Below are 20,822 nucleotides of genomic sequence, written 5' to 3'. Positions count from 1 at the left end.
CTCACACGTTGTGGAGAACGCCGCGGGGCCAGCGGGCAGTTGTCTTCATTGACCCCCGAGCAAGGGAATGCGCTAATGACGTCTGACTCTGCTGTGCCTGCCACCACGATCCGCCGGCGGCGCCTGGGTTCCGCGCAGTCCTCGCGAGTCCATGCCCGGCTTCCGCTGACCGAGGCCGCCATCGATGGCCTGGCCAAGGTCTCCGGGGGGCGGCCACTGGAGGAGTTGGTCGGCCTCACCGCGGCGACGACGGTGGTGGTCGGTTCGGCGGAGCATACCGATGAGCCGGTGGTGGCCGTGTCCGGTCCGGCCGGGCCGGTGCTGTCCTCGATCGGCCTTGCCGCGCAGACCACCGTCGCCGATCTGGTCCGGGCCGTCGACTCGACGCTGCGGGCGGCGACCGCGGTGGACGACGTGGACGCGGCGCTCGCCGACGCCGTGCTGGTCCGTTCGGCCCGGGTCGGCGGGCCCCTCGCCGCCGGCGCATCCCGGCGGAATTTCATCGAGCTGACGCTGACCGAGCCCGGCGCGGACGGCGGTCGTGAGCTCTTGGCCGAGACCGACCCAGAGCTCACCGAGGCATGGTTCCTGGAGGTCCTGCTGCGGTCGGTGGTCGGCGTGCTGGCCGGATTCACCGATCCGCGGAGTGCCGTCGCGGCTCTGCTGTCGGCCGGACCGGAGGATGTGGCGACGACGACCGGGTTCGGCCGGGACGGCTTCGAACCGGACGGCGTCACCACGACGTTGACGGCGCCGATCGAGGAAGCAGTCCGCAGGCACCCGGACCGCACGGCGGTCGTTGCCGGTGCCGAGACGCTGACGTATCGCGAGTTCTGGCGAGCGGCCGAGGCTGTGGCGACTCGGCTGCATGCGTCGGGCATCGGCAGGGGAGACCGGGTGGCGCTGTTCACCGGCAAGTCGATCCATGCCGTTCCGGCGATCACGGGCACGCTGCTCGCGGGTGCTGCCTATGTACCGCTCGACCCCCGGTCACCGGCCGCGAGGCTGGCCGAGATCCTCGACGACGCCGAGTGCGGAGCCGTTCTCGCCGCGCCCGACATGCTCACCGAACTGCCCGCCGGGCTCACCACTCCGGTGATCGACTTCCAGTCCGCGGTCGGCCACGACGCGGGCGACGTCGACACGGGCGACCCTGAACCTCACCGGTCCAGGCCGCTACCGGACGACCTGGCGTACGTGGTGTACACCTCGGGGTCGACCGGCAGGCCCAAGGGCGTGGAGATACGGCACCGCGCCATCGCGAGCTACGTGCACTGGAAGCTGGGCAACCACGAGCTGGGTCTCGACACGAGGTTGCTGCAACTGCCGTCTCTGGCCTTCGACAGCTCGGTGGCCGACCTCTTCCCGGTTCTGGCCTCCGGCGGCCGCCTCGTGCTGGCGGACACGCACAGGCTGCTGCCCCGCCAGCTGGCCGAGCTGGTGGAACAGCACCGGATCACCCATCTGACGATTGTTCCCAGCCTCTATCAGGTCCTGCTGGACGAGCTCGCGGGCGCCGCTGCCACGCTCCGCGCCGTCACGGTCGCCGGCGAGGCCACGTCGGCCGATCTGGTGCGCCGTCACCACGAACTGCTGGCCGGAGTCAGGCTGATCAACGAGTACGGCCCGACGGAGAGCTCGGTCGGCGCGACCGCGTTCGACCACGGCCCTGACGCCGGGCCCGGCGTGCCGATCGGGTGGCCCATCAGCAACACCGTCGCCACCGTGACGGGGGCCGACGGCCGGGCTCTGCCGGTCGGCTTCGTCGGAGAGCTCAGGCTGGCTGGGCACGGCCTGGCGAACGGATACCGCAACCGGCCGGAGCTGACCGCTGCGGCGTTCGTTGCCGACGCCGAGGCACCGGGCGCACGGAGTTACCGCACCGGGGACCTCGTCTGGTGGCGTCCGGACGGAATGCTGGAGTTCGCCGGGCGGGCCGACGATCAGGTGAAGATCCGTGGGCACCGGGTGGAGCCAGGGGAAGTGGAGAGTGTGCTGGCGCTGTTGCCCGGGGTCCTACAGGCGGCGGTGACCGTGGTGAGCGGCCCTGATGGCGCTCCGGCGCTGGCGGCCTGGCTGAACGTGGTGGACACCACGGTGGAGGAGATCCGGGCGCGGGCCGCTGCCACACTGCCGCCCGCGATGGTTCCGACCTCCATCACACTGATCGCCGAGTTGCCCCGCCTGGTGAGCGGCAAGATCGACCGGAAGGCCCTGACCCGTCTCGTCGAGACGGCCACGGCTCCGTCACCGCCGTTCCCTTCGCCGTCCGCACCCTCGCAGGCGGCGCCGGGCGGCGACGAGCTGGAGACGACGGTCGGGGACATCTTCGAGGAGGTCCTCGCCTGTGGCCCCATCGGTCCCGACGGTGACTTCTTCGAGGAGGGCGGGCACAGCCTGCTCGCGATATCCGTCCTCGACGCCGTGGAGAAGCGGCTGGGCGTGAGTGTGGACCTGGGCGATTTCTTCCTCACGCCCACCGTCCGCGAGGTCGCCGAACTGGTCCGGAAGGCCAAGCCGGAAGCCGCGGAGTAGCCACGCCTGGACGCCGGTTGGCGCACCCGGGGCGTCGTCGCCCCGGGTGCGCCACGAGATCCGGTGCTGCCGACCAACCCTGTACATCGCGGGTCACCGATTCAGGTCTCTGGCTAGCGGGTTTGGGTGACTTGGATGCCGAGGAGGTCGAGAAGGTGGAGTTGGACTCCTCGGGGCCCAGGGCTTGTCCGACCTGGCGTTCGATCAGACAGAAGACGAAGCAGGGCTGGGCAGATCACCTGGATGAGGGCAGCGACGCGGTGGTTGTGCTGCACGAACAACGGGGTGACCGCGAGAGAGCTCTGGGACCGTGGCCGCGGGAACCGGGAAGTCATCGACACACCCAGCTACCCCACCCGCGGCCCCACCCCGGACACCACCGGGACACCCGATCCACCCGAATCAACGACCCACGAAGTACGGGACTAGCCAATCAGGCGGGAGCCGACGGAGCGGCGCATGGCCCGCGACTTGCGGAGGTCGTGGGTGACGTTGACCCGCTTCAGCCAGCGGTCAGTGCCGTCGTAGCGTGCCTCAAAGGCGGTACGGCTGTGCACCACCGCGTGGTTGTTCATGAAGACACAACTGCCCGCCTCCAGAGGACAGTCCGTCAGGCCGGCCTGAAGCAGTCGCTCCGCCGCTGCGTAGGCCCGTACGGCCTCGGGGTCCTCCTGCGGCGCCGACATGTGCGTCGCGTCGAAGCACAGCAACGGGTGGGACCGGGAGCCGGTCAGTACGGGCACGAGGCCGAGCCCGTCGATGAGTTGCGCGATGTTCTCGAAGACCAGCCGGTCCTCGTCGGTCTGCACCGTGTTGTTCTCCGGCAGGTGCGACTTGTCGGGAACGATGCGGAACCGGCTCTGGAACAGGACGTCGAGCACGTCATCGGAGAGAACCGAGAAATCGGCCTCCGCGACGGTCACCGGGACGGAGTCCGGGTTGCGCAGCGAGGAGAGGACGATGTAGTCGGCGCGGTACGGGTGGAAGGCGTCCTCGGTGTGCAGGGTCAGCGGCGTCTTGCTGCCCGTGCCGAGCAGTTCGTGCTCGTACTCGCGGATCGGAAAGACGTCGTTGACCAGGTGCCCGTCTTGCTGGGTGGCCCAGCCGAAGGGCTCGCCGAGCAGTGAACTGTAGAGGAGGACCAGGATCTCCTCGGGCAGCTCTTGGTGGATCCGCTTCTCGTCCTTCCAGTGCACGGGGGTGGATCCGATGCGCTCGTCGTCCACGACGTGCCCGCTGACCGCGCAGAAGCCGTGGGCCTGGTCCAGAGAGAAGGCGCGCAGGAACCGCCGTATCCGACCGGGCAGCCCGTCGGCGAGCAGTGGCAGATCCTGGAGCAGCCGTTCGTCGTCGGCCGCGGGGTACAGCTCGGACAGTCGCAGAGTCAGCTCGGCCACCTGCCGGGCCTCGGCCGCGGTCAGCCGCAGCTCCGTCCCGGTCTGGGGCTGGGTGGACGTCGTCATGGTTCATCTCCTCATGGGCAGGGGCGAAGGGCCGGGATGCTCCTGTAGACGTCAAGCGGCGGGAGCGAGGTTGGATTGCATGATTTGTTCCGTTGGTGTGCTGGTCAGAGCGGGGTAGACCTTGCGGGCGACGAATCCCTTCAGGCAGCGCGTGCGGACGAGCACGATGGTGTGCAGGGCGTTGTCGGCGGCCCGGTCACCGCCTCGGTCGAGGTGGTGGGTGAGGCCGGAGGACGCGGGAATCGGTGCGACTCCGGCCGGCGCGGTGCCGCCCGGGTGGCGGCCAGTGGGCGGGACAGGTCGTCGCCGGACCTCAGCCGGGCCAGGGTCCGTATCAGTGCCGCCCGTTGCGGGCCGACGACCTGCTCGAGATCGGGTCGGACTTGCCCTTCAGCCGGCGGGTCTTGCGGTCGGGCCGAACTCGCCCGTGTGCTGATGGTGACGCCGGCGGCGGTCGGCACACGGGCGAGCTCGGCCCCGTAGGCGCTGCCACCATCCATGAAGTCACAAGCGCCCGTCCGGCCGCGTGCATGGTGACGCCCGGCGGGCGGACAAATCCCAGACAGGACAGTCGAAACGTCAGTCAGGCGGAGGGGCGGACCCACCAGCGGCGTCACCACGAACATCATCACTGTCAGGCGTCGAAGCGGAAGCCGCTGAAGGTCCGGTTCGCAGGCTCTGCCTCGGGTGCGGGCTCCGCGGGGTCGTCCAGGAGGCGCGTGACCTCCTCGCCGAGTCGATGGACCATCCGCTCGGCGGTGTCGGCGGCATAGCGCAGGACGTCGTACTGAAGCACCAGCCGCATCCCGTGCGGGTGTTCCACGAACTGGAAGGACAGCTCGAACATGCCGACGCGCATCGGTATCGGCCCGCCGCTCAGGGTGATGCCGCCCGGCGGGCGCGGTCCGGTGTCGATGCGGGGGTACAGCGCCACCCAGACGTCGAAGAACGGCATGCGTCCGGGGGACCGCGGTGGATCCAGGGCTGCCACGAGCGCGTCGAAGGCCACCTCGCTGTGGTCCACCGCGTCCATCGTGCGCTGCGCGACCTGCCGTACGAGGTCCTCCGCGGACATCTGCTCCGGGACCTCCAGCCGCAGCGGAACCGTCGTGACATGGAAGCCGACCGCGTCCTCGGCGCCGAGTCGCGCCCTTTGGTCCACGGCCGTGCCCAGACAGATGTCCGTGCTGCCGGTGAGCCCGGCCAGGGTGCGTGCCACGGCGGCGGCCAGCGGCGCGAACGGTCCCGCGTGGTGCCGCCGGCCCAGGTGCGTCAGTCGTTGCAGCACGTCCGGACCGATCTCCTCCACCGCAGTCCCGGTGGTGCCGACCGGTTCGGTACGCGGACCCCGCACGGGCAGCGGGAGCGGCGCCGGAGACGGGAGGAGCAGCCGCCGCCAGTGATCGAGGGCTGCCTGTGGATCTGTCGTGCGGTGCGCGGGCGGCTCTTCCCGCGGTTCGCCGGTCGTCGGCTGTGCGTCGTCGAATGCCAGGTCGGCGTAGGCCTGCACGACCTCGGCCGCGAGGATCTCCAAGCTGAGGCCGTCGCACACGAGGTGATCGGCGACCAGCAGCAGCGACCACTGGCCGCCGGGACGGAGGAACAGGGTGGTCCGAGCCAGCGGGCCCGTCGACGGGTCGAACGGCATCGCGACGCGCTCGTCCACCAACGCGTCGAACTGGGCCCCGCCCAGGTTGCGCGCACGCAGGTCGACCACCTCGAAGGGAGGGACGTGGTCAGTGACCACCGCCCGCGGCTCCCCCCGAGCCTCGACGAACACCGTCCGCAGCGCCCGGTGGCGCCGTGCCAGGGCGGCCAGGGCGCCCGCCAGCCTTTCGCCGTCCAAGGGGCCGTCGCCGTCCATCAGGCAGGGCACCGTATAGGCGCCGGAGTCGCCGTCCCGGCGTTGCCGCTCCAGCCACAGCCAGCGGGTCGCGTCGGCGACCTCGGTACCGGGCAGGGGTGCGGAGGCCCGCTGTCGCGGGACGGGCCGCGCGGCACCGGCAGGTTCGGCGGCCCTGGGGGCGGTTTCGGTCAGCCGGGCCGTGAGGAGCGCAGGCGTGGCTGCGTCGAAGACGTCCCTTACGCGGACCCGTACTCCGAAGGCATCCTCCACCGCCACGGCGAGGGCCAGGGCGGACAAACTGTGTCCGCCGGCGAGAAAGAAGTCGGTGTCCGGGGTGACGTGGTCCAGCTCCAGTGCGTGGGCGAACAGCGCGCACAGGCGCTGCAGCGGATCGAGGTCAGCCACGGTCGCCCCGTCCCTCGCGCAGGAGGGCGGCGATACCGCTCGGGGCGTCGGCCTTGAAGAAGTCGCCCGTGTCGAACCTGTCGGCACTGTCCGGCGTACAAGGTCCCGAGGGCGCTCCGGCCGATGCTGCGGAGGGCACGTACGCGGCCCGTGTGAGGACGGCGTCAGAAGTCATAGTGTGTGTCGCTCCAAACAGTGCCGGCTGCGGACGGGTTCGGAGATGTGGGCGGGATCGTGGCCACGGCCGGTGACGGGGCACCGGACGTCGGTGCGGCCTGACCGGTGGTCAGGGAGCGCAGCACGTCGGCGACGTGATCGGCGTAGGCACCGGCCTCGGCCTCGTCGAGCAGGTTGTCGTCGTAGGTGAGGTCGAGGTGCAGCGCCTCGCCCTTGACGCGTGCGTAGAGCCACAGATCGCTGGTGGCGGGCAGGTCGTGCACCAGCAGGTCCTCGACCACCTGGCTCTCGGGACGAAGTCCCGCGTTCTCCCAGCTCACGCCCAGGTCGAGCAGCAGACTGCGGCCCGGTCCCGCGCGCAGGGCAAGTCGCTCGGCGAGGACGTCGAACGGTAGTTGGGAGTGTTCGTACGCCTCGACGATCCCGCGCTGGACCCGGGGGAGCAGGCCCCTTGCGGTGGCCCCGTCGTCGAGCATGATCCGCAGGGGCACCGCGTTGACCAGATAGCCGATCAGCGCATCGGCCTCGGGCCGGTGCCGCAGCCCCGCGGCGAAGCCGACGACGAGGTCCACGGCTTGGGTGCGCTGATGCATGGTGATGGCGAAAGCTGTCATCACCTGTGCGAAAGGGGTTGCGGGGGCATTTTGGAGCAAGGACGCGGGAACGGTTCTGCGGACCAGTCCGGTCCGGCCCCGGCGGCTGCGGCGTCGGGCCGGGTCCACGGGAGCGGGCCCCTCCACGACGCCGCGCAGCCGCTCCCGCCAGAACTCCACCTGGCGCTCCGCCTCCAGTCCGGCCAGCCACTCCTGTTCTTCGCGAATCCACTCCTGGTAGGTGTAGGGGAGCCGGGGCAGCCAGGGCGGTTCTCCGGCCACGGCCTGCTCGTAGGCGGTGAAGAGGTCGCGCAGCAGTACGTCGACGCTCGCGCCGTCGTAGATCAGGTGGTGCGCGGTGACGGTGAGCAGATCGCCGCCGTCAGGCCCCGCGAGCAGCCGCACCTCGAACAGCGGCGCCCGGGCCAGCGCGAAACTGGCCCGCCGGGCGTCGTGCAGCGCGGCCGCGACCTCCGGGCCCGAAGGGTCCGCACCGGGCAGATCCACCACGACCAGCGGCGCACCGGCCGGCAACCGGTCGAGTACGGTCAGCTCCGCCTCCACTCCCCGAGGCAGGACCTGCGCACGCAGCATGTCCTGCCGCTCGACGACAGCATCGAGGGCGCGGCGGAGCACGTCGGCATCGAGCCGGCGGCCCAGGCGTACGAGGTCGGAGATGATGAAGGTGTCCGAGCCTGCCCACCGCGAGGTCAGCCAGACACGGTGCTGCGCCCGGGACAGCGGCAGGAATCCGCTCACCGAGGGCCCGTCCGCAGCCGGGCGTTGCCCCGCGCCTGCCTCGGTCGACTGCCCGGCCAGGGCCGCGGTGAGCGTGCTCACGGTCTGGAAGGTGAAGACAGTGCGCACCTGGACCCGCAGGGCGTGTGCGATGCGCGCGGCGGCCAGGCTGTGGCCGCCCAGCTCGAACAGGTTCGCGTCCGGGGTCGTGACGGGACGCTCCAGGACCTGCGCCCACACGTCCGCGACGTGCCGTTCGGCTTCCGTGAACGGCCGGGCGGGAGCGGGGGAGTCCCCATCGGACAGGGCCTCGTCGGGTGGGGGAAGCGCCCGGCGGTCGAGTTTGCCACCCGCGGCCACGGGAAGGGCGGGCAGGTGCACGAAGGCGGCGGGCATCATGTAGGCGGGCAGCCGCCCCGCGAGGTGCTGTCGGAGCACCACCGGGTCCGGCTCCCCGACCACGTAGGCGACCAGCCGCGGCTCTCCGTCAGGGCCGGGCACGGGAACCACGGCGGCGTTGCGCAGGCCCGGGGCCTCGGCGAGCGCCGCGGCCACCTCGTTCGGCTCGACCCGGTTGCCCCGGATCTTGAGCTGGTCGTCGGTCCGGCCCAAGTACTCCAGGCGCCCGTCGGGCAGCCAGCGGGCCAGGTCGCCCGTGCGGTACGTCCGCTCTCCCGGGCGCACCCGGCTGGGGACGAAGCGGGCGGCGGTCAGCTCCGCGTCGCCGAGGTAGCCGCGGGCCAGGCCGGCCCCGCCGATGCATAGTTCGCCCGGTGCCCCCAGGGGCACCAGTTCACCCCTCTCGTCGAGCAGGTCCACCCACTTGTCGGGCAGCGGGCGACCGATCGAGGCGTCGCCGGAAGCCGTCCGGGCCCGAGTACCAGGCGTGCCCGTGGGTTCCGTCGGGCCCACCGGCTCCACCGTGGTCACGACACTGTCCTCGGCGGGGCCGTACTCGTTGAACAGCTGCACACCGGGAAGGAGTTCGGTGTGGCGGGCGGCGAGCGTCCTGGTGACCCGCTCTCCGCCGAGCACGATCTCGCGTACCCCGCGGAATGCCGGTCCGACCTCGTCGAGCAGCATCTGGTAGAGGCTCGGTACGAGCAGCACGTGACGGATCGGGTGCTGCCGCATGACCGCGGCCACCTCCTCCGGCGTGAGCAGCTGGTCCCGGGTGACGATCACCATGGGCGCACCCGACCCGAGCGCGCTGAACACGTCGGCGATACCCGCGTCGGCATGGATCGGGTCGACCTGGAGAACTGCCCCGTCGGCGTCGAGTCCGTAGTAGTCGATGCGGAACCGGACGGAGTTGACGATGCCGCGGTGCTCCACCATGACGCCCTTGGGCGCTCCGGTGGACCCCGAGGTGTAGACGACGTACGCGAGATCGGCGGGGCGGGCCGACCGGAGTTCTTGTGGCTCGTCCCGGACCGGATCCACCCCGGGCGGGTCGGCGATGCTCACCGTGGGAAGACCTGCGTCGGCCGCCACCCGCGTGAACTGTGATGTCGTCACAGCGGCGATCGCGCCGCTGTCGCCGAGTATGGTCGCCAGCCGGACCGTCGACTGCTGCGGATCGAGGGGAAGGAAAGCCGAACCGGTCTTGAGGACGGCGAGCAGCGCGACCGGCATCCATTCGGAACGGTCGCACAGCACCGCGACCACACGGTCGGGGCCGGTCGGCGCCGCCGCGGCGATCCGGGCGGCGAGGACATCGGCCCTGCGGTCCAGTTCGGCGTAGGTCAGGACGCGGTCGCCGCAGACGACGGCCCGCCCCTCGGGCGTACGCCGTACCTGTGTGCGTACGAGGTCGAGCAGGGTGCCCGCCGTGAGCGAGGCAGGGCGGCTCTCCCCGGTACCCGCCACGATGAGTGCGTCGCGTTGTTCCGGGGGCAGCAGGGGGACTGTACCGACGGGGACCGAGGGGGCGTCCGACAACGCGGTCAGGACGTGGACCAGCTGCCCGGCGACGCGGTGCACGGTGTCTGCGTCAAGTACGTCCTCGCGGTAGGTGATCGCCACCTCGATCGGCCGGGCCGGGCCGGGCTCGGTGAAGCTGAAGGCGAGGTCGAACCCTTCCGCGCCGGCGTCCAGTTGGATGTGATCGGCCGCCGAGCCCTCCTCGGTGCCCAGTGGGTCCGTGCCCGAGACGGCGGCCTCGACCAGCACGTCGAAGAGCGGATTGCGTCCCGTGACCCGTTCGATCCCCATTGACTCCACGAGGTTCTCGAACGGGTACTCCTCATGGGCGCGGACCTCCCGCGCATGCGCCGCCACCGCCGTCACCAGATCCGCGAAACCGCGCTCGGGGTCCACCGGGGTGCGCAGCGCCACCGTGTTGACGAACAGCCCCACCGAGTCGGCCAGTTCGGGATTGTCGCGCCCCGAAACGACCGTTCCCAGCACGATGTCGTCGGCCCTGCTCCAGCGCAGCAGCAGGACACGCACGGCGGCCACCATCGCCGTGAACGAGGTGGTGCCGAGCTGTCTGCACAGTTCCTGTACCGACCGGGTCGTCCGTTCCCCGACCGTCAGCCGGACCGTACCCGCCGCCGAACTGCGCTCCACCGGTCGGCGGCGGTCGAGCGGCAGGTCCACGTTCGGTGCGCCGTCCAGGGTGCGCCGCCAGAACTCGTAACTCTCCGCGTCGTCCCGGCTGTTGTGCTGCCCGAGTGCGTACGCGCCGTACTGCGTAGGGTCCGGTACCTGCTCCGCGCCTTTCAGGAACCGCAGGAGATCACGCAGGATCACCGCGAACGACCAGCCGTCGCAGATGCTGTGGTGGACGGACAGGAGGAGCGTGCCGCCGCTGCTCCCGTCCTCGACGAGCCAGTGGGCACGCAGCAGCGGACCCGCGGCCGGATCGAACAGGTGGCGCTGCTCCGCACCGGCGATCCGGCGCAGCAGCCCGGCCGCGTCCCCGGCTCCGCAGCGGTGGACCCGCAGCTCGGGCCGGGCCTGCTCGGGCACCAGCACGATCTGCTGCAGGCCGTCGGGCTCGGCGCGGAACACGGTGCGCAGGGCCTGGTGCCTGCGCACCGTCTGCTCCAGCGCGGCCGACACGTCGGCCGCCTCGTGGGAGCCGGGCAGCCGGAAGGCTTCCACCATGTTGTACGGGCGCAGCTCCCCTTCCTCGTACTGTTCGAGGAACCACATCCGGCGCTGGGCGTTGCTCGCCGGGACGGGGCCGGGGGGCTCGGGCCACGGCGTCCGGGTCGTGGGGTCAGGACGTCCGTCGGCCGCGGCGTGGCGCAGAAGCGCGCCGAGCCCCACGGGCGTGCGGGCCGTGAACACCCCGCGGACGGTGATCACGCCGCCTCCGCAGGCCTCACCGAGCCTGCCCGCGAGCACGGCGGCAGTGAGGCTGTGGCCGCCCGCCGCGAAGAGGTCCTCGTCTCCGGCGCGCGGCGGGGCGCCGAGCACGTCGGCCCAGATCCGGGCGACGGCACGGTCGGCTTCGTCGGTCGGCTGCCAGACCTGTCCGTCCAGGCGGGCCACGTGCGCCAGGATGGCCGCGCGGTCGATCTTGCCGTGCAGGGTGACGGGCAGGTCGTCGAGGCGCAGGATCCGGCCGGGGACCATGTAGCCCGGAAGCTGAAGGGCCAACTGGTCGCGCACGTCAGCCGGTTCGAGTTCTTGGTCCGAGGTGTAGACGGCCGCGAGGGCGGGCGGTCCCGAAGAGGTGGTGAGCGGGAGGACTGTGGCGGCGAGGACGCCCGGAACGGAGCTGAGGGACGCCTCCACTTCGCCGAGTTCGATCCTGTTGCCGTGGATCTGGATCTGGTTGTCCCGACGGCCGAGGAAGACCAGTTCCCCCTGGTCGTTCCAGCGGCCGAAGTCGCCGGTCCGGAAGGCCCGGACGCCGGGGTGCGCAGGGAGCTCGCAGAACCGGCCCGGGCCCGTGGGCTCGCCGTCGAGGTATCCGCGGGCCACGCCGGGGCCCAGTACATGGATCTCACCGGGTACGCCGGGCGGCGCGTGGTCTCCATGGGGGGTGAGGACGACCACGCCGAAGCCGGCGGAGGGCCTGCCGACCGGGACGGTGGTGAGTTCGGGGAAGTCGGATCCCCGGCAGGTGAAGGTGGTCGCCTCGATGGTGGCCTCGGTGGGCCCGTACAGGTTGGCGAAGGTGCCCACGCGCAGTCGGCCCGTCAGCCGGGGCAGGAGCCCGGCCGGGATCTCGTCGCCGCCCAGCAGACAGATGCGGACTTCTTCGGTGGCTCCCGCGGGCAGTCCTTCGACCATGACGGCGAGCAGGGAGGGAACGCAGTTGAGGACGTTCACGCGGAGGCGGCGCGTGAACGACCAGAACTCCGCGGGGGAGAGCGCCTGGGGGGATTCCATGGGGATCACGCAGCCGCCCGCCGCGAGCGTGGTGAAGATCTGGTACGTCAGGGCGTCGGAGGTGATGGCCGAGAGCAGGGCGCACCGGCTCTCCTCGTCGAAGCCGACGAGCCGTCCGGAGGCGGTGGTCTTGTGGGCGAGTTGACGGTGGGTGAGGGGCACAGGGCGGGGGAGTCCGGTCGATCCGGAGGTGAAGAAGAGGATGGCTTCGTCGTCGGGGCTCACCTCCGCCGCCGCCCAGGTGTCGGCGGTGGCGGAGGTGGTGGCCAGTGCCTGCGGGGGCACCACCGGAATATCCGCTTCACCGGGCAGTGCGTCCTGTGCGGAGATGGCGCACACCGCCCCGCTGAGGCGCAGCTGACGGGCGATGCGTGCCGGGGGATGGGAGGGGTCGAGGGGGACGAACGAGGCGCCCGCCCGAAGCACGGCCAGAACCGACAGCACCAGTTCCGGGCTCTTGGGCAGGAGCAGTGCGACCCGGTCGCCCGGCTTCACTCCGTGGTCGAGGGCTAGCGACCGGGCGGCGCGCGAAGAGCGCAGAGCCAGCTCCCGGTGGGTCCACACCACGGTGCCGTCCGACACCGCCTCGCGGTCCGGAACGCGGGCCGCGGCATCGTCGACGATGCCGGTGAGGGTCGCGTCGGGGAAGTCCGCCATGACGGGCAGGCCCGACCACCGCTCCAGCTCGGAGCGCTGTGCGGGACTGAGGACGTCGATGTCGGCGACTGACCGGCGAGGGGAGCGTGCGATCCCCGCGAGGGCCGACGCCGTGCAGTGGATCAGGGCTGCCGCGGCCACCGGCATCTGTCCGGCCGCCTCGGCGGTCAGGGTCAGCCGGCCGTCGGCCCGTCGCAGGATCAGGCACAGGTCGACCGGCTGCAGCAGCTTGCCGCCCGCTTCCTCGCACACGACACCGAGCCGGGCGAGGGCGTGGCCCGCGGGCACCCCGGCGAGTCGCAGTCGCGAGGCGACCGCCTCCCGGTCGTGCCACGCGAGGGGCAGGGCGGATTCGAGTTCGGCGTGCAGCGTCGTCAGGAAGGCGGAGGCCGGTGCCTCCTGGTCGAGGGGTGCGCAGAGCGCCAGTTCCCGTGGCGCCGCGTCCGGCTCTGTCCCCTCGTTCAGCCGGGACGACGGGGTGGGCGCGGGCACCAGAAGCACGTGCTGGGCCTCGTCGTCGAGAGTGGCCAGCGCGAGTCGCGCCGCTGCGACGGTCAGCAGCAGCAGTCCGGTCGTGTCGCCGCCCGTCAGGGCGTCCAGTCGCTCGGTGACCGCGGGCTCCAGAACGCATTCCGGCGTGCTTCCGGCCGGGGACACGACATCAAGGAAGGGCACTCCGTGGCCGGCTGCCAACCGGGCGATCCAGGATTCACTCAGGGCATTGTCACTCAGCATTTCTCACGCTCACCCAATACCTTCCATGATTCTGACGAACATGACGGCACCGTAAGATCCTGCGCAAGAGAAATAGATCTTGTCAATCATCAAGGCGGATGCCCGCAGCCGATCATTGCCCTTCCTTCCTCAAGCCGTTACGATTTCTGATCATCGGCGCCCGGTGTCAAGCTTCAATCACCAACCGACGGGATCTTGCATGCTTGAATCGCAAAGGATCGCCACGCTTCCGATCGACTCGTACGGCTTTGACGAAGAGCTTTCGATCGTCGATTCGCGCGATGCTGGAGGCGAGTACGACGCGTTTACCTTCGGGTCCTGGTCGGCGCATGTTCTTGCCAATTCCGGGGGGAACGACGAGGACACGTCCTTCCGGCCCTACGAGGGGCAGCTCACCCTGACTGAGCTGGGCAGGAAGCTTCCCAGGATCATGTCGATGGTCACCGCCAACTTCCCTCTCGAAAGGTTGCAGTGGGTACGCATATTCGGCCTCATTGATGGAATTCTCGCTCCGCACGTCGACTTCCTCGAGTTCGCCGAGCCGGGTACGCGACTTCAGATTCCACTGCGGACGGACGAAGGTTCCCTGCACTCTGAGAACGACATCGTCTATCACCTCCGGCGTGGCGAGGTCTGGAAAATCCACACGACTGTTCCGCACTCCGCCCGCAGTGTCTCTCCATTGGCCAGGCTTTCCCTCTGTCTTGATTTCGCTGGCGCCGACGAACCAATTCAGGTCAAGAATTCCATTCCGGCGGAGCTGCCTGTCCGTATTGTTTCGCGTCCTCCAGTCCCGGACGCCGAGCTGGAGGAGCTGCTGTCCTCCCTGGCCGACCTGAACACCTCCACCATGCGCGCCGCCTTCCGGCGATTCGCAGCGGTCCACTTCGACCGGCAAGCCGGTGCGACGGCGGCGTTCGACTGGTTCATCGAGGCCGCCGTGCGCACCGGGGACGACGCGATGGTCGACAAGGCCAGGGCGTTCCGTACGTACTGCATCGAGAAGCGGGGCTACCGCGAGGCGTTCGATTGGTGAGGCACGAGGGACAGGGGCTGAGCCCCGTGGCCGGGCAGGGCCTTGCGATCCAGCTTGCCGTTGGGTGAGACAGGTAGCCCCTCCGTGAGCCACCAGCGCACCGGCACCATGTAGTCGGGCAGGACCGCGAGCAGCGCCCGGCGCAGTTCCGGGGCCGACGGCGGGTCACCGGTGAGAGCCACGTGCAGCTCCACCGCCCCGTCGGCCCGCACCACCGGGAACGCCGCGGCGTCCCGGACACCCGGGAAGTCCGTGAGCCGCGCCTCCACCTCCCGGGGTTCCACGGCATTGCCCCGGATCTTGATCAGGTCGTCCATCCGGCCCAGCAACTGGAGAGTGTCGTCGGCCCGCCACACCCCCCGGTCCCGGGTGCGGTAGAGCCGGGCGCCCGGTCGGAACGGATCGGGCACGAACGCGGTGCTGCTCAGGGCGGGATCGGTGTAACCCAGCGCCACCCCCACGCCGCCGATGTAGATCTCCCCCACCTTCCCGTCGGGCACTGGCACGTCCTTCTCGTCCAGCAGGTAGACGTAGGTGTTCCAGACCAGCGAGCCGACCGGTGGCCTCGGTTCCAGGTTGCCGGCCGCGCCACTCATCGAGTGGCTGGCCACCATGTGGTTCTCGGCCGGTCCGTAGTGGTTGTGCAGCGTGATCTCCGGCCGGCGCGTCAGCAGCCGCTCCAGGGACTCCGTCACCCGGACCGTCTCGCCCGCGCTGATGATGTGGCGCAGGTCCGGAGCGTGCTCGAAGTTCGTCGGCAGCGCCATCACCACGTCGACGAGGGACTGCGGGAAGTCCACCACCTCGATGCGTTTCTCGACGACGAAGTCGATCAGATCTCTCGGATCGCGCCGCACATGAGGTTCCGGCACGTACAGGCACCCGCCCGAGGCGAGGGCGTAGAACATCTCCTGGACGGAGACGTCGAAGGTGAGGGGAGCCACCTGGAGAACCCTCCGCCCGCGCCCCAGCCCGGAGCCGTCCACCTGCCAGGAGATGAAGTTGGCCAGGCAACGGTGCGTCTGGACGATTCCCTTCGGGACACCGGTGGAGCCGGAGGAGAAGATGACGTAGGCCGGATCCTCCGGCACGGGCGGACGACGGATGGCTGCCGGGGCCGAGTCGTCCGCCGGATCCGCGGCCACCAGATTCGCCAGACCGGTCGACCGTGTCCGCGGTGCGACGGAGTCCAGCGCTTCGGGATCGGCCAGGATCAGCAGTCTCGCGCTGCTCGCCCGCAGGATCTGCTCGATGCGTTCGGACGGGTACGTCGTGTCCACCGGCAGATACGCGGCCCCGGCCCGCAGCGTGCCCAGCACCGCGGCGGTGAAGTCGACTCCCGCCCGCGCGGCGATGAGCACCACGTCACCCCGAACGATGCCGAATTCCCGTACGAGGCGGCCCGCGACGGTGTCCGCCAGACGGTCGAGTTCCGCGTACGTCACCTCCCGGCCCGCCTCGCGCACCGCGGGGGTCCGCGGGTGCGAGGCCACCTCGTGGTCGATCAGCTCCAGGACCGTGGACACGCCGGTGTCCACCACCGGCCCGGCGTGTCCCGGGGGACGCGAAGCCGCGGACATCACCGCGCCCCCAGCCGTGCGGCCCAGGACCGTGTGACCGGTCCGGGCAGGAACGAATAGGGATCCTGTGGGTCGTCTGCCGTGGCCTCGATCGCGATGCGATGACCGACATCGAGCTCTCGCGCCAGTTCCTCGAACACCTCGACCATGACCAGATCCTGTAGTGCGAGGCCGGTCGAGTCGTAGACGGTGGTGACCGGAGACAGCTTTTGGTGCGCGTCCGCATCCTGGAGGATCTCGGTGAGCGAGGGCCCGATCTCTTCGGGAGCGAGCTGCTGGCAGTCACCCTCGGCCCTCGCCTGTTCCATGTGATCGGGGCAGACGACCGCCCCGCGCAGCAGGTCCAGCGGCAGCTCGGTCTTTCCCGGCATGTCGGAGCCGATGGCGTTGATGTGCACCCAGGGCTTGAGCGCGGTCCCACGTATGACCGGGCCGTGGCGCGGCGCGACCGAGGTGGCGGTGCACAGCACATCGGCCCGCTCCTCCACTTCCGCCAGCGGCGCGATCCGTACGACCCCCTCGGGCAGCCGGGCTCTGGCCTCGAAGGAGTTCTCCGCCCGCACGTCCGTGTCACAGACCAGTACTTCGGTGAACGGAAAGACACGCGACAAGGCGTGCAGCTGCGTGACGGACTGCGCGCCACAGCCGACCAGACCGAGCACGGCGGCGTCCGGGCGCGCGAGCACCCGGCTGGCCAGCGCGGACGCCGCGCCCGTACGGATGGCGGTGGCGAAGGTGCCGTCGACGACCGCCCGCAGGTGGCCGCTGTCCGCGTCGAAGGCGCACAGGGTCGAAAGAATGGTGGGGAGTCGGTTCTTGACGGGATTGTGAGGGTTGTAGCCGACGATCTTGATGGACACCGTGACACCGTGCCGGACCGCCGGCATCCACTCCAGCAGGCCCAACTGCGGCGCCTCCAAAAGGAATCCGTCCCGTTGTTTCATCTCCACCCGTGCGCCGGGGGCACCCGTGAGAACGGCTTCCATGCGGGCGATCGTCAGATCGTAGAGATGCCCCAGCCCCACCTTGGCGACGATGGCGGCAATGGCTTCGGCGTCGACTATGTGTGTGCGCTCAGCTTGCAAGGGTCTCTCCTGGCTCAGTGTTCCGGCTGGTCCAAGGGGTTCGAATGGGCTGAGAGATCGGAATGGGCTGAGGGAGCGCGCCCGTGCCAGGACTCCCACAGACCGGCGTAGGCGCCGCCCGCCGAGACGAGTTCTTCATGAGGCCCGTGCTCGGTGACACGGCCGCTCTCCATCACGACCACGCGGTCGGCGTCGTGGGCAGTGTGCAGCCGGTGGGCGATGGCGATGACGGTGCGCCCGCGCAGCACGGCGGCGAGCGAACGCTCCAGGTCGCGCGCGGCCCGCGGGTCCAGCAGGGAGGTGGCCTCGTCGAGTACCAGGGTGTGCGGATCGGCCAGCACGAGCCGGGCCAAGGCCAGTTGCTGTGCCTGGCCGGGTGACACCGCGCTCTCGTCGGTGCCGAGCTCGGTGTCGAGACCGTTCGGCAGCGCCTGCACCCAGTCAGTGGCGGCTACGGCCGCCAGGGCGGCTGTGACTTGTTCGTCGGTGGCGTCCGGCGTGGCCAGCGCGACGTTCTCGCGCACCGTTCCGAGGAAGACGTGGTGTTCCTGCGTGACCAGTGCGACGTGGCGGCGCAGTTCCTCCAACGGCAGTTCTCGGAGCGGCACTCCGCCCAGCGTGACCGACCCGGTACGCGGCTCGTGGATTCCGGCGAGGACGCGGCCGAAGGTCGACTTCCCGGCCCCCGTGGGACCGACGATGGCGACGCGTTCACCGGCGCCGGTGCTCAGGCTGACGTCCTGGATCACGTCGTGACCGGCCCGATAGGAATAGGTGATGCGCTCCGCGGTGAGCCGGTCGCCCTCGGGCCGTCGGCCGGAGTCGCGCTCCGGGCCGGGCACCGACTCGACGCCGATCAGGCGGGCCAGTGAGGCATCACCGACCTGCAACTCATCGAGCCAGCCCAGCAGTTCGTCCAGAGGGTCGATCACGGCCCGGGTGTAGAGGGCCGCGGCGGTCACCTCGCCGAGGCTCACCCAGCCCTCGATGTAGAAGAGGCCGCCGAACAGCAGAGTAGCGGCGACCGGCAGGATGTAGCCGAAGTCCATCAGAGGGAACCAGATGCTGCGCAGGAACAGTGTGCGCCGCTCTGCTGCGTTCGCTCGCTGGACGTCCTCGTCCGTGCGGCGTACGCGCGGGCCGGACCGGCGCAGCGACTCCACCGTCCGGGCGCCGGTCACCGTCTCGGAGAGCCCCTGGGTGAGGTCCGAGTAGCCGGCCGCCTCGGCCAGGTAGGCGTTCCGGGCGCGCGCCAGGTACCAGCGAGTCGACCAGACGATGACCGGTACGGCGACGAGACAAGGCAGCACCATGATCGGACTGGTCACGACCAGGGCCACCAGAGTCAGCGCCACCGAGAGGCTCGCCACCAGGATCGACGGAGCGCCCATCCGTACGGCGCGTGACAGCGAATCCACGTCGCGGGTACTGCGGGTCAGCAGGTCACCGGCTCCGGCCTTCTCCACGGTGGGCAGGGGCAGGGTCAGGACCCGCCGGATGAACCCCTCGCGGATGTCCGCCAGCACCAGTTCACCGAGCCGGGCTGCCTGGAGCCGGGCGGTGCGGGTGAACACCCCCTGGATCAGCAGGAGGCCGGCGATCACCGCCACGGTGACGTCCACTTGGGTGGTGGTGATGCCCTTCTCCACCTGCTCGACCAGACGGCCCAGCAGCGCGGGGACGACCAGGCCGCATGCCGTGGCGAGGACGAACCAGAGCACGGTGCGAGTCAGCAGGCTGGTATGGCTGCGCACCAGCCCTCGTACGTGACGGCGGACCGTCTTCGCGTCCGCTACCGGAAGACTCACTGTGCACTCCTCTGAGGGCGGCTGTCGGAAGGACCGGGGACGGTGACGTTCACGTCTCCTCCCGCATGACGACCGCCGCGTACTGGGACGTCCCGGAGGCGAGTTCACGGTGCGTGCCGGTCACGACGACCTTGCCGTCCTCCACGTAGGCGACCTCGTCGGCCTGGTCGAGCAGCAGCGGGCTGTTGCTCACGACCACAGTCGTGAGTTCTGACCTGGACTTGTGCAGCCGTTCGGCGATGATCGATTCCGTGTGCGCGTCCACGGCGCTGGTCGGATCGACCAGGACGAGCACCGCGGGCTGTGCGGCCAGGGCGCGCGCCAGCCGCAGGCGCTGCTGTTGGCCGCCCGAGAAGGTGGAGCCTCCTTCTGTGACGACGGTGTCCAGGCCCTCCGGCAGGGCGTCCACGATGTCCTCGGCGTTGGCGTCGTGCAGGGCCTGGGCCCGCACCTGGTCCGAGCGTCCGCCCAGATCATTGGCCAGGGTTCCGGAGAACAGGATGTCGTCGTTGCGGGCCACCAGAACGAGGTCCCGCACCTGTCCCAGCGGCAAGGACTCCAACGGGACGCCCCCAACGGTCACTTGGCCGTTGGAGTAGCGCCCGAGCCGTTCGGCGATCTCGGCACTCTCCTCCGGTGTGGAGGCGGCGATGGCGGTCATCAGGCCCGGCCGGACCCGCAGCCCCGATGTCGCGTCGTACAGGTCCGGCGCCTCGGAGAGGTCGGCCCGTGCGTTGTCGCTGGTGGGGTCGGGCTCCAGGGCCAGTACCCGCACGACCCGCTGCGCGGCCACATCGGCGCCGACGAACGACTGCACAGCCGAGGTCACCGTGCGCATCGGCATCATGAGGAACGCGGCGTATCCGTAGGCTGCGACGAGATCGCCGGCCGAGAGCCCACCCCCGGCCGCGAGACGGGCCCCGATCCAGACGACCGCCACCACGAAGATCCCGGGAAGCAGCACCTCGGCGGCGGGCAGCACCGATTCGACCTTCGCCACGTTGACGCCCGCGTGGCGCAGCCGCTGCGAGTCCTTGCGGTAGCGCTCGCCGAACGCGGCCTCGCCGCCGATGCCACGCAGGACGCGCAGACCGGACACGATGTCGCCGGCCCGGTTCGTCAACTCGCCCTGGAGGTCGCGGTAGTGACCGATCCGCTTGTGCAGGGGACTGAGCAGCGGACCCGTTCCCGCGAGCAGGGCGGGGACACCGATGAGGACGAGCAGGCCAAGGGTGACCGACGTGGAGAGCAGCACCGAGGCGACGAGCACGACGGTGACCGCGCTGCCGATACCGCGGGCGACGGCCCCCGGCAGTGCTCCGATGCGGGAGATGTCCGCCGTGCCAATGGCCACCACCTCGCCCGTGGAGACCCGCTTGGGCAGCGTGGCGCCCAGTCGTACGGCCTGGGCGGCCACGAGACGGAACGTCAGGTAATTCGCCCTCAGCCTGCCGATCGTGTCACAGCGGTGGCGCAGTACGCTGCCGACGGTGGTCACCAGGCCAAGCCCGATGATGACGCCGGTCCAGACCAGCAGCCGGTCGGTGTCCTTGTCCGACATGGCATCGATGGCCCGGCCGATGGCGAAGGGGGTCAGGCCCATGCTGGCCATCCACAAACAGCCCCAGAACACCCCGAGGAACAGTGTGCTCGACTGCCTGCCGATCAGCCATCGAAGATAGCTCCTGGGCGAGCGGAGATCCGGATCTCCCAGCGCGGGCAGCGGATTGATGCTTGGCAATGCGAATTCCTTCGGGGTTGTCCCGCCCCGGATGGCGGGAGCGGGCAGGGGGACTGAGAGGTTCGGCGTTCGGGCG

10 protein-coding genes and 1 pseudogene are annotated in these 20,822 nt (G+C 70.4%); 2 read left to right on the top strand and 9 right to left on the bottom strand.

The window, feature by feature from the left end; all coding sequences use genetic code 11:
- The first annotated feature begins 75 nt into the window (after window positions 1-75).
- A complete protein-coding gene (locus ACH4YP_RS40475; RefSeq protein WP_398496119.1) occupies window positions 76-2,535 on the top strand; it encodes an amino acid adenylation domain-containing protein in 2,460 nt (819 codons plus the stop codon).
- Window positions 2,536-2,960: 425 nt separating this feature from the next.
- On the opposite strand, the gene gntD is transcribed toward ACH4YP_RS40475, so the two are convergent.
- The 5 genes and pseudogenes from gntD to ACH4YP_RS40450 form a co-directional block, all read right to left on the bottom strand.
- A complete protein-coding gene (gntD, locus tag ACH4YP_RS40470; RefSeq protein WP_398496117.1) occupies window positions 2,961-3,998 on the bottom strand; it encodes a guanitoxin biosynthesis L-enduracididine beta-hydroxylase GntD in 1,038 nt (345 codons plus the stop codon).
- A gap of 165 nt (window positions 3,999-4,163) precedes the next feature.
- Window positions 4,164-4,271 (bottom strand): annotated as a pseudogene (locus ACH4YP_RS40465) (IS110 family transposase); the annotation flags it as partial.
- A 361-nt stretch (window positions 4,272-4,632) separates the two neighbouring features.
- Window positions 4,633-6,249, bottom strand: coding sequence for a condensation domain-containing protein (locus ACH4YP_RS40460; protein ID WP_398496115.1), 1,617 nt, complete (start codon window positions 6,247-6,249; stop codon window positions 4,633-4,635).
- The gene (locus ACH4YP_RS40455) at window positions 6,242-6,424 is read right to left on the bottom strand and encodes a hypothetical protein (RefSeq protein ID WP_398496113.1); all 183 of its coding nucleotides are present in this window, start codon (window positions 6,422-6,424) and stop codon (window positions 6,242-6,244) included. Before ACH4YP_RS40455 ends, ACH4YP_RS40460 begins: the two co-directional genes overlap by 8 nt.
- Window positions 6,414-13,496: an amino acid adenylation domain-containing protein gene (locus tag ACH4YP_RS40450; protein WP_398496112.1), complete on the bottom strand. Its 7,083-nt coding sequence runs from the start codon at window positions 13,494-13,496 to the stop codon at window positions 6,414-6,416. The genes ACH4YP_RS40455 and ACH4YP_RS40450 overlap by 11 nt, the downstream gene beginning before the upstream one ends.
- 199 nt (window positions 13,497-13,695) lie before the next feature.
- Here ACH4YP_RS40450 and ACH4YP_RS40445 point away from each other — a divergent pair, with 199 nt between their 5' ends.
- Window positions 13,696-14,532: a putative nonproteinogenic amino acid hydroxylase gene (locus ACH4YP_RS40445; RefSeq protein ID WP_361062521.1), complete on the top strand. Its 837-nt coding sequence runs from the start codon at window positions 13,696-13,698 to the stop codon at window positions 14,530-14,532.
- Here ACH4YP_RS40445 and ACH4YP_RS40440 read toward each other — a convergent pair.
- The 4 genes from ACH4YP_RS40440 to ACH4YP_RS40425 are packed head-to-tail and all read right to left on the bottom strand — an operon-like array spanning window position 14,508 to window position 20,746.
- On the bottom strand, window positions 14,508-16,073 hold the full coding sequence (locus ACH4YP_RS40440) for an amino acid adenylation domain-containing protein (RefSeq protein ID WP_398496110.1): 1,566 nt from the start codon (window positions 16,071-16,073) through the stop codon (window positions 14,508-14,510). The genes ACH4YP_RS40445 and ACH4YP_RS40440 overlap by 25 nt on opposite strands.
- A gap of 38 nt (window positions 16,074-16,111) precedes the next feature.
- Window positions 16,112-17,197, bottom strand: coding sequence for an ornithine cyclodeaminase family protein (locus ACH4YP_RS40435; protein ID WP_398496108.1), 1,086 nt, complete (start codon window positions 17,195-17,197; stop codon window positions 16,112-16,114).
- A gap of 14 nt (window positions 17,198-17,211) precedes the next feature.
- On the bottom strand, window positions 17,212-19,005 hold the full coding sequence (locus ACH4YP_RS40430; RefSeq protein WP_398496106.1) for an ABC transporter ATP-binding protein: 1,794 nt from the start codon (window positions 19,003-19,005) through the stop codon (window positions 17,212-17,214).
- 49 nt (window positions 19,006-19,054) lie between these two features.
- Window positions 19,055-20,746: an ABC transporter ATP-binding protein gene (locus ACH4YP_RS40425; RefSeq protein WP_361062533.1), complete on the bottom strand. Its 1,692-nt coding sequence runs from the start codon at window positions 20,744-20,746 to the stop codon at window positions 19,055-19,057.
- Between the last annotated feature and the right edge of the window lie 76 nt (window positions 20,747-20,822).

The organism is Streptomyces sp. NPDC020747, assembly GCF_044334695.1.
GTDB lineage: Bacteria > Actinomycetota > Actinomycetes > Streptomycetales > Streptomycetaceae > Streptomyces.
The sequence above is the reverse complement of the archived record's forward strand: the minus strand, read 5'-3'. Positions and strand labels throughout refer to the sequence as shown.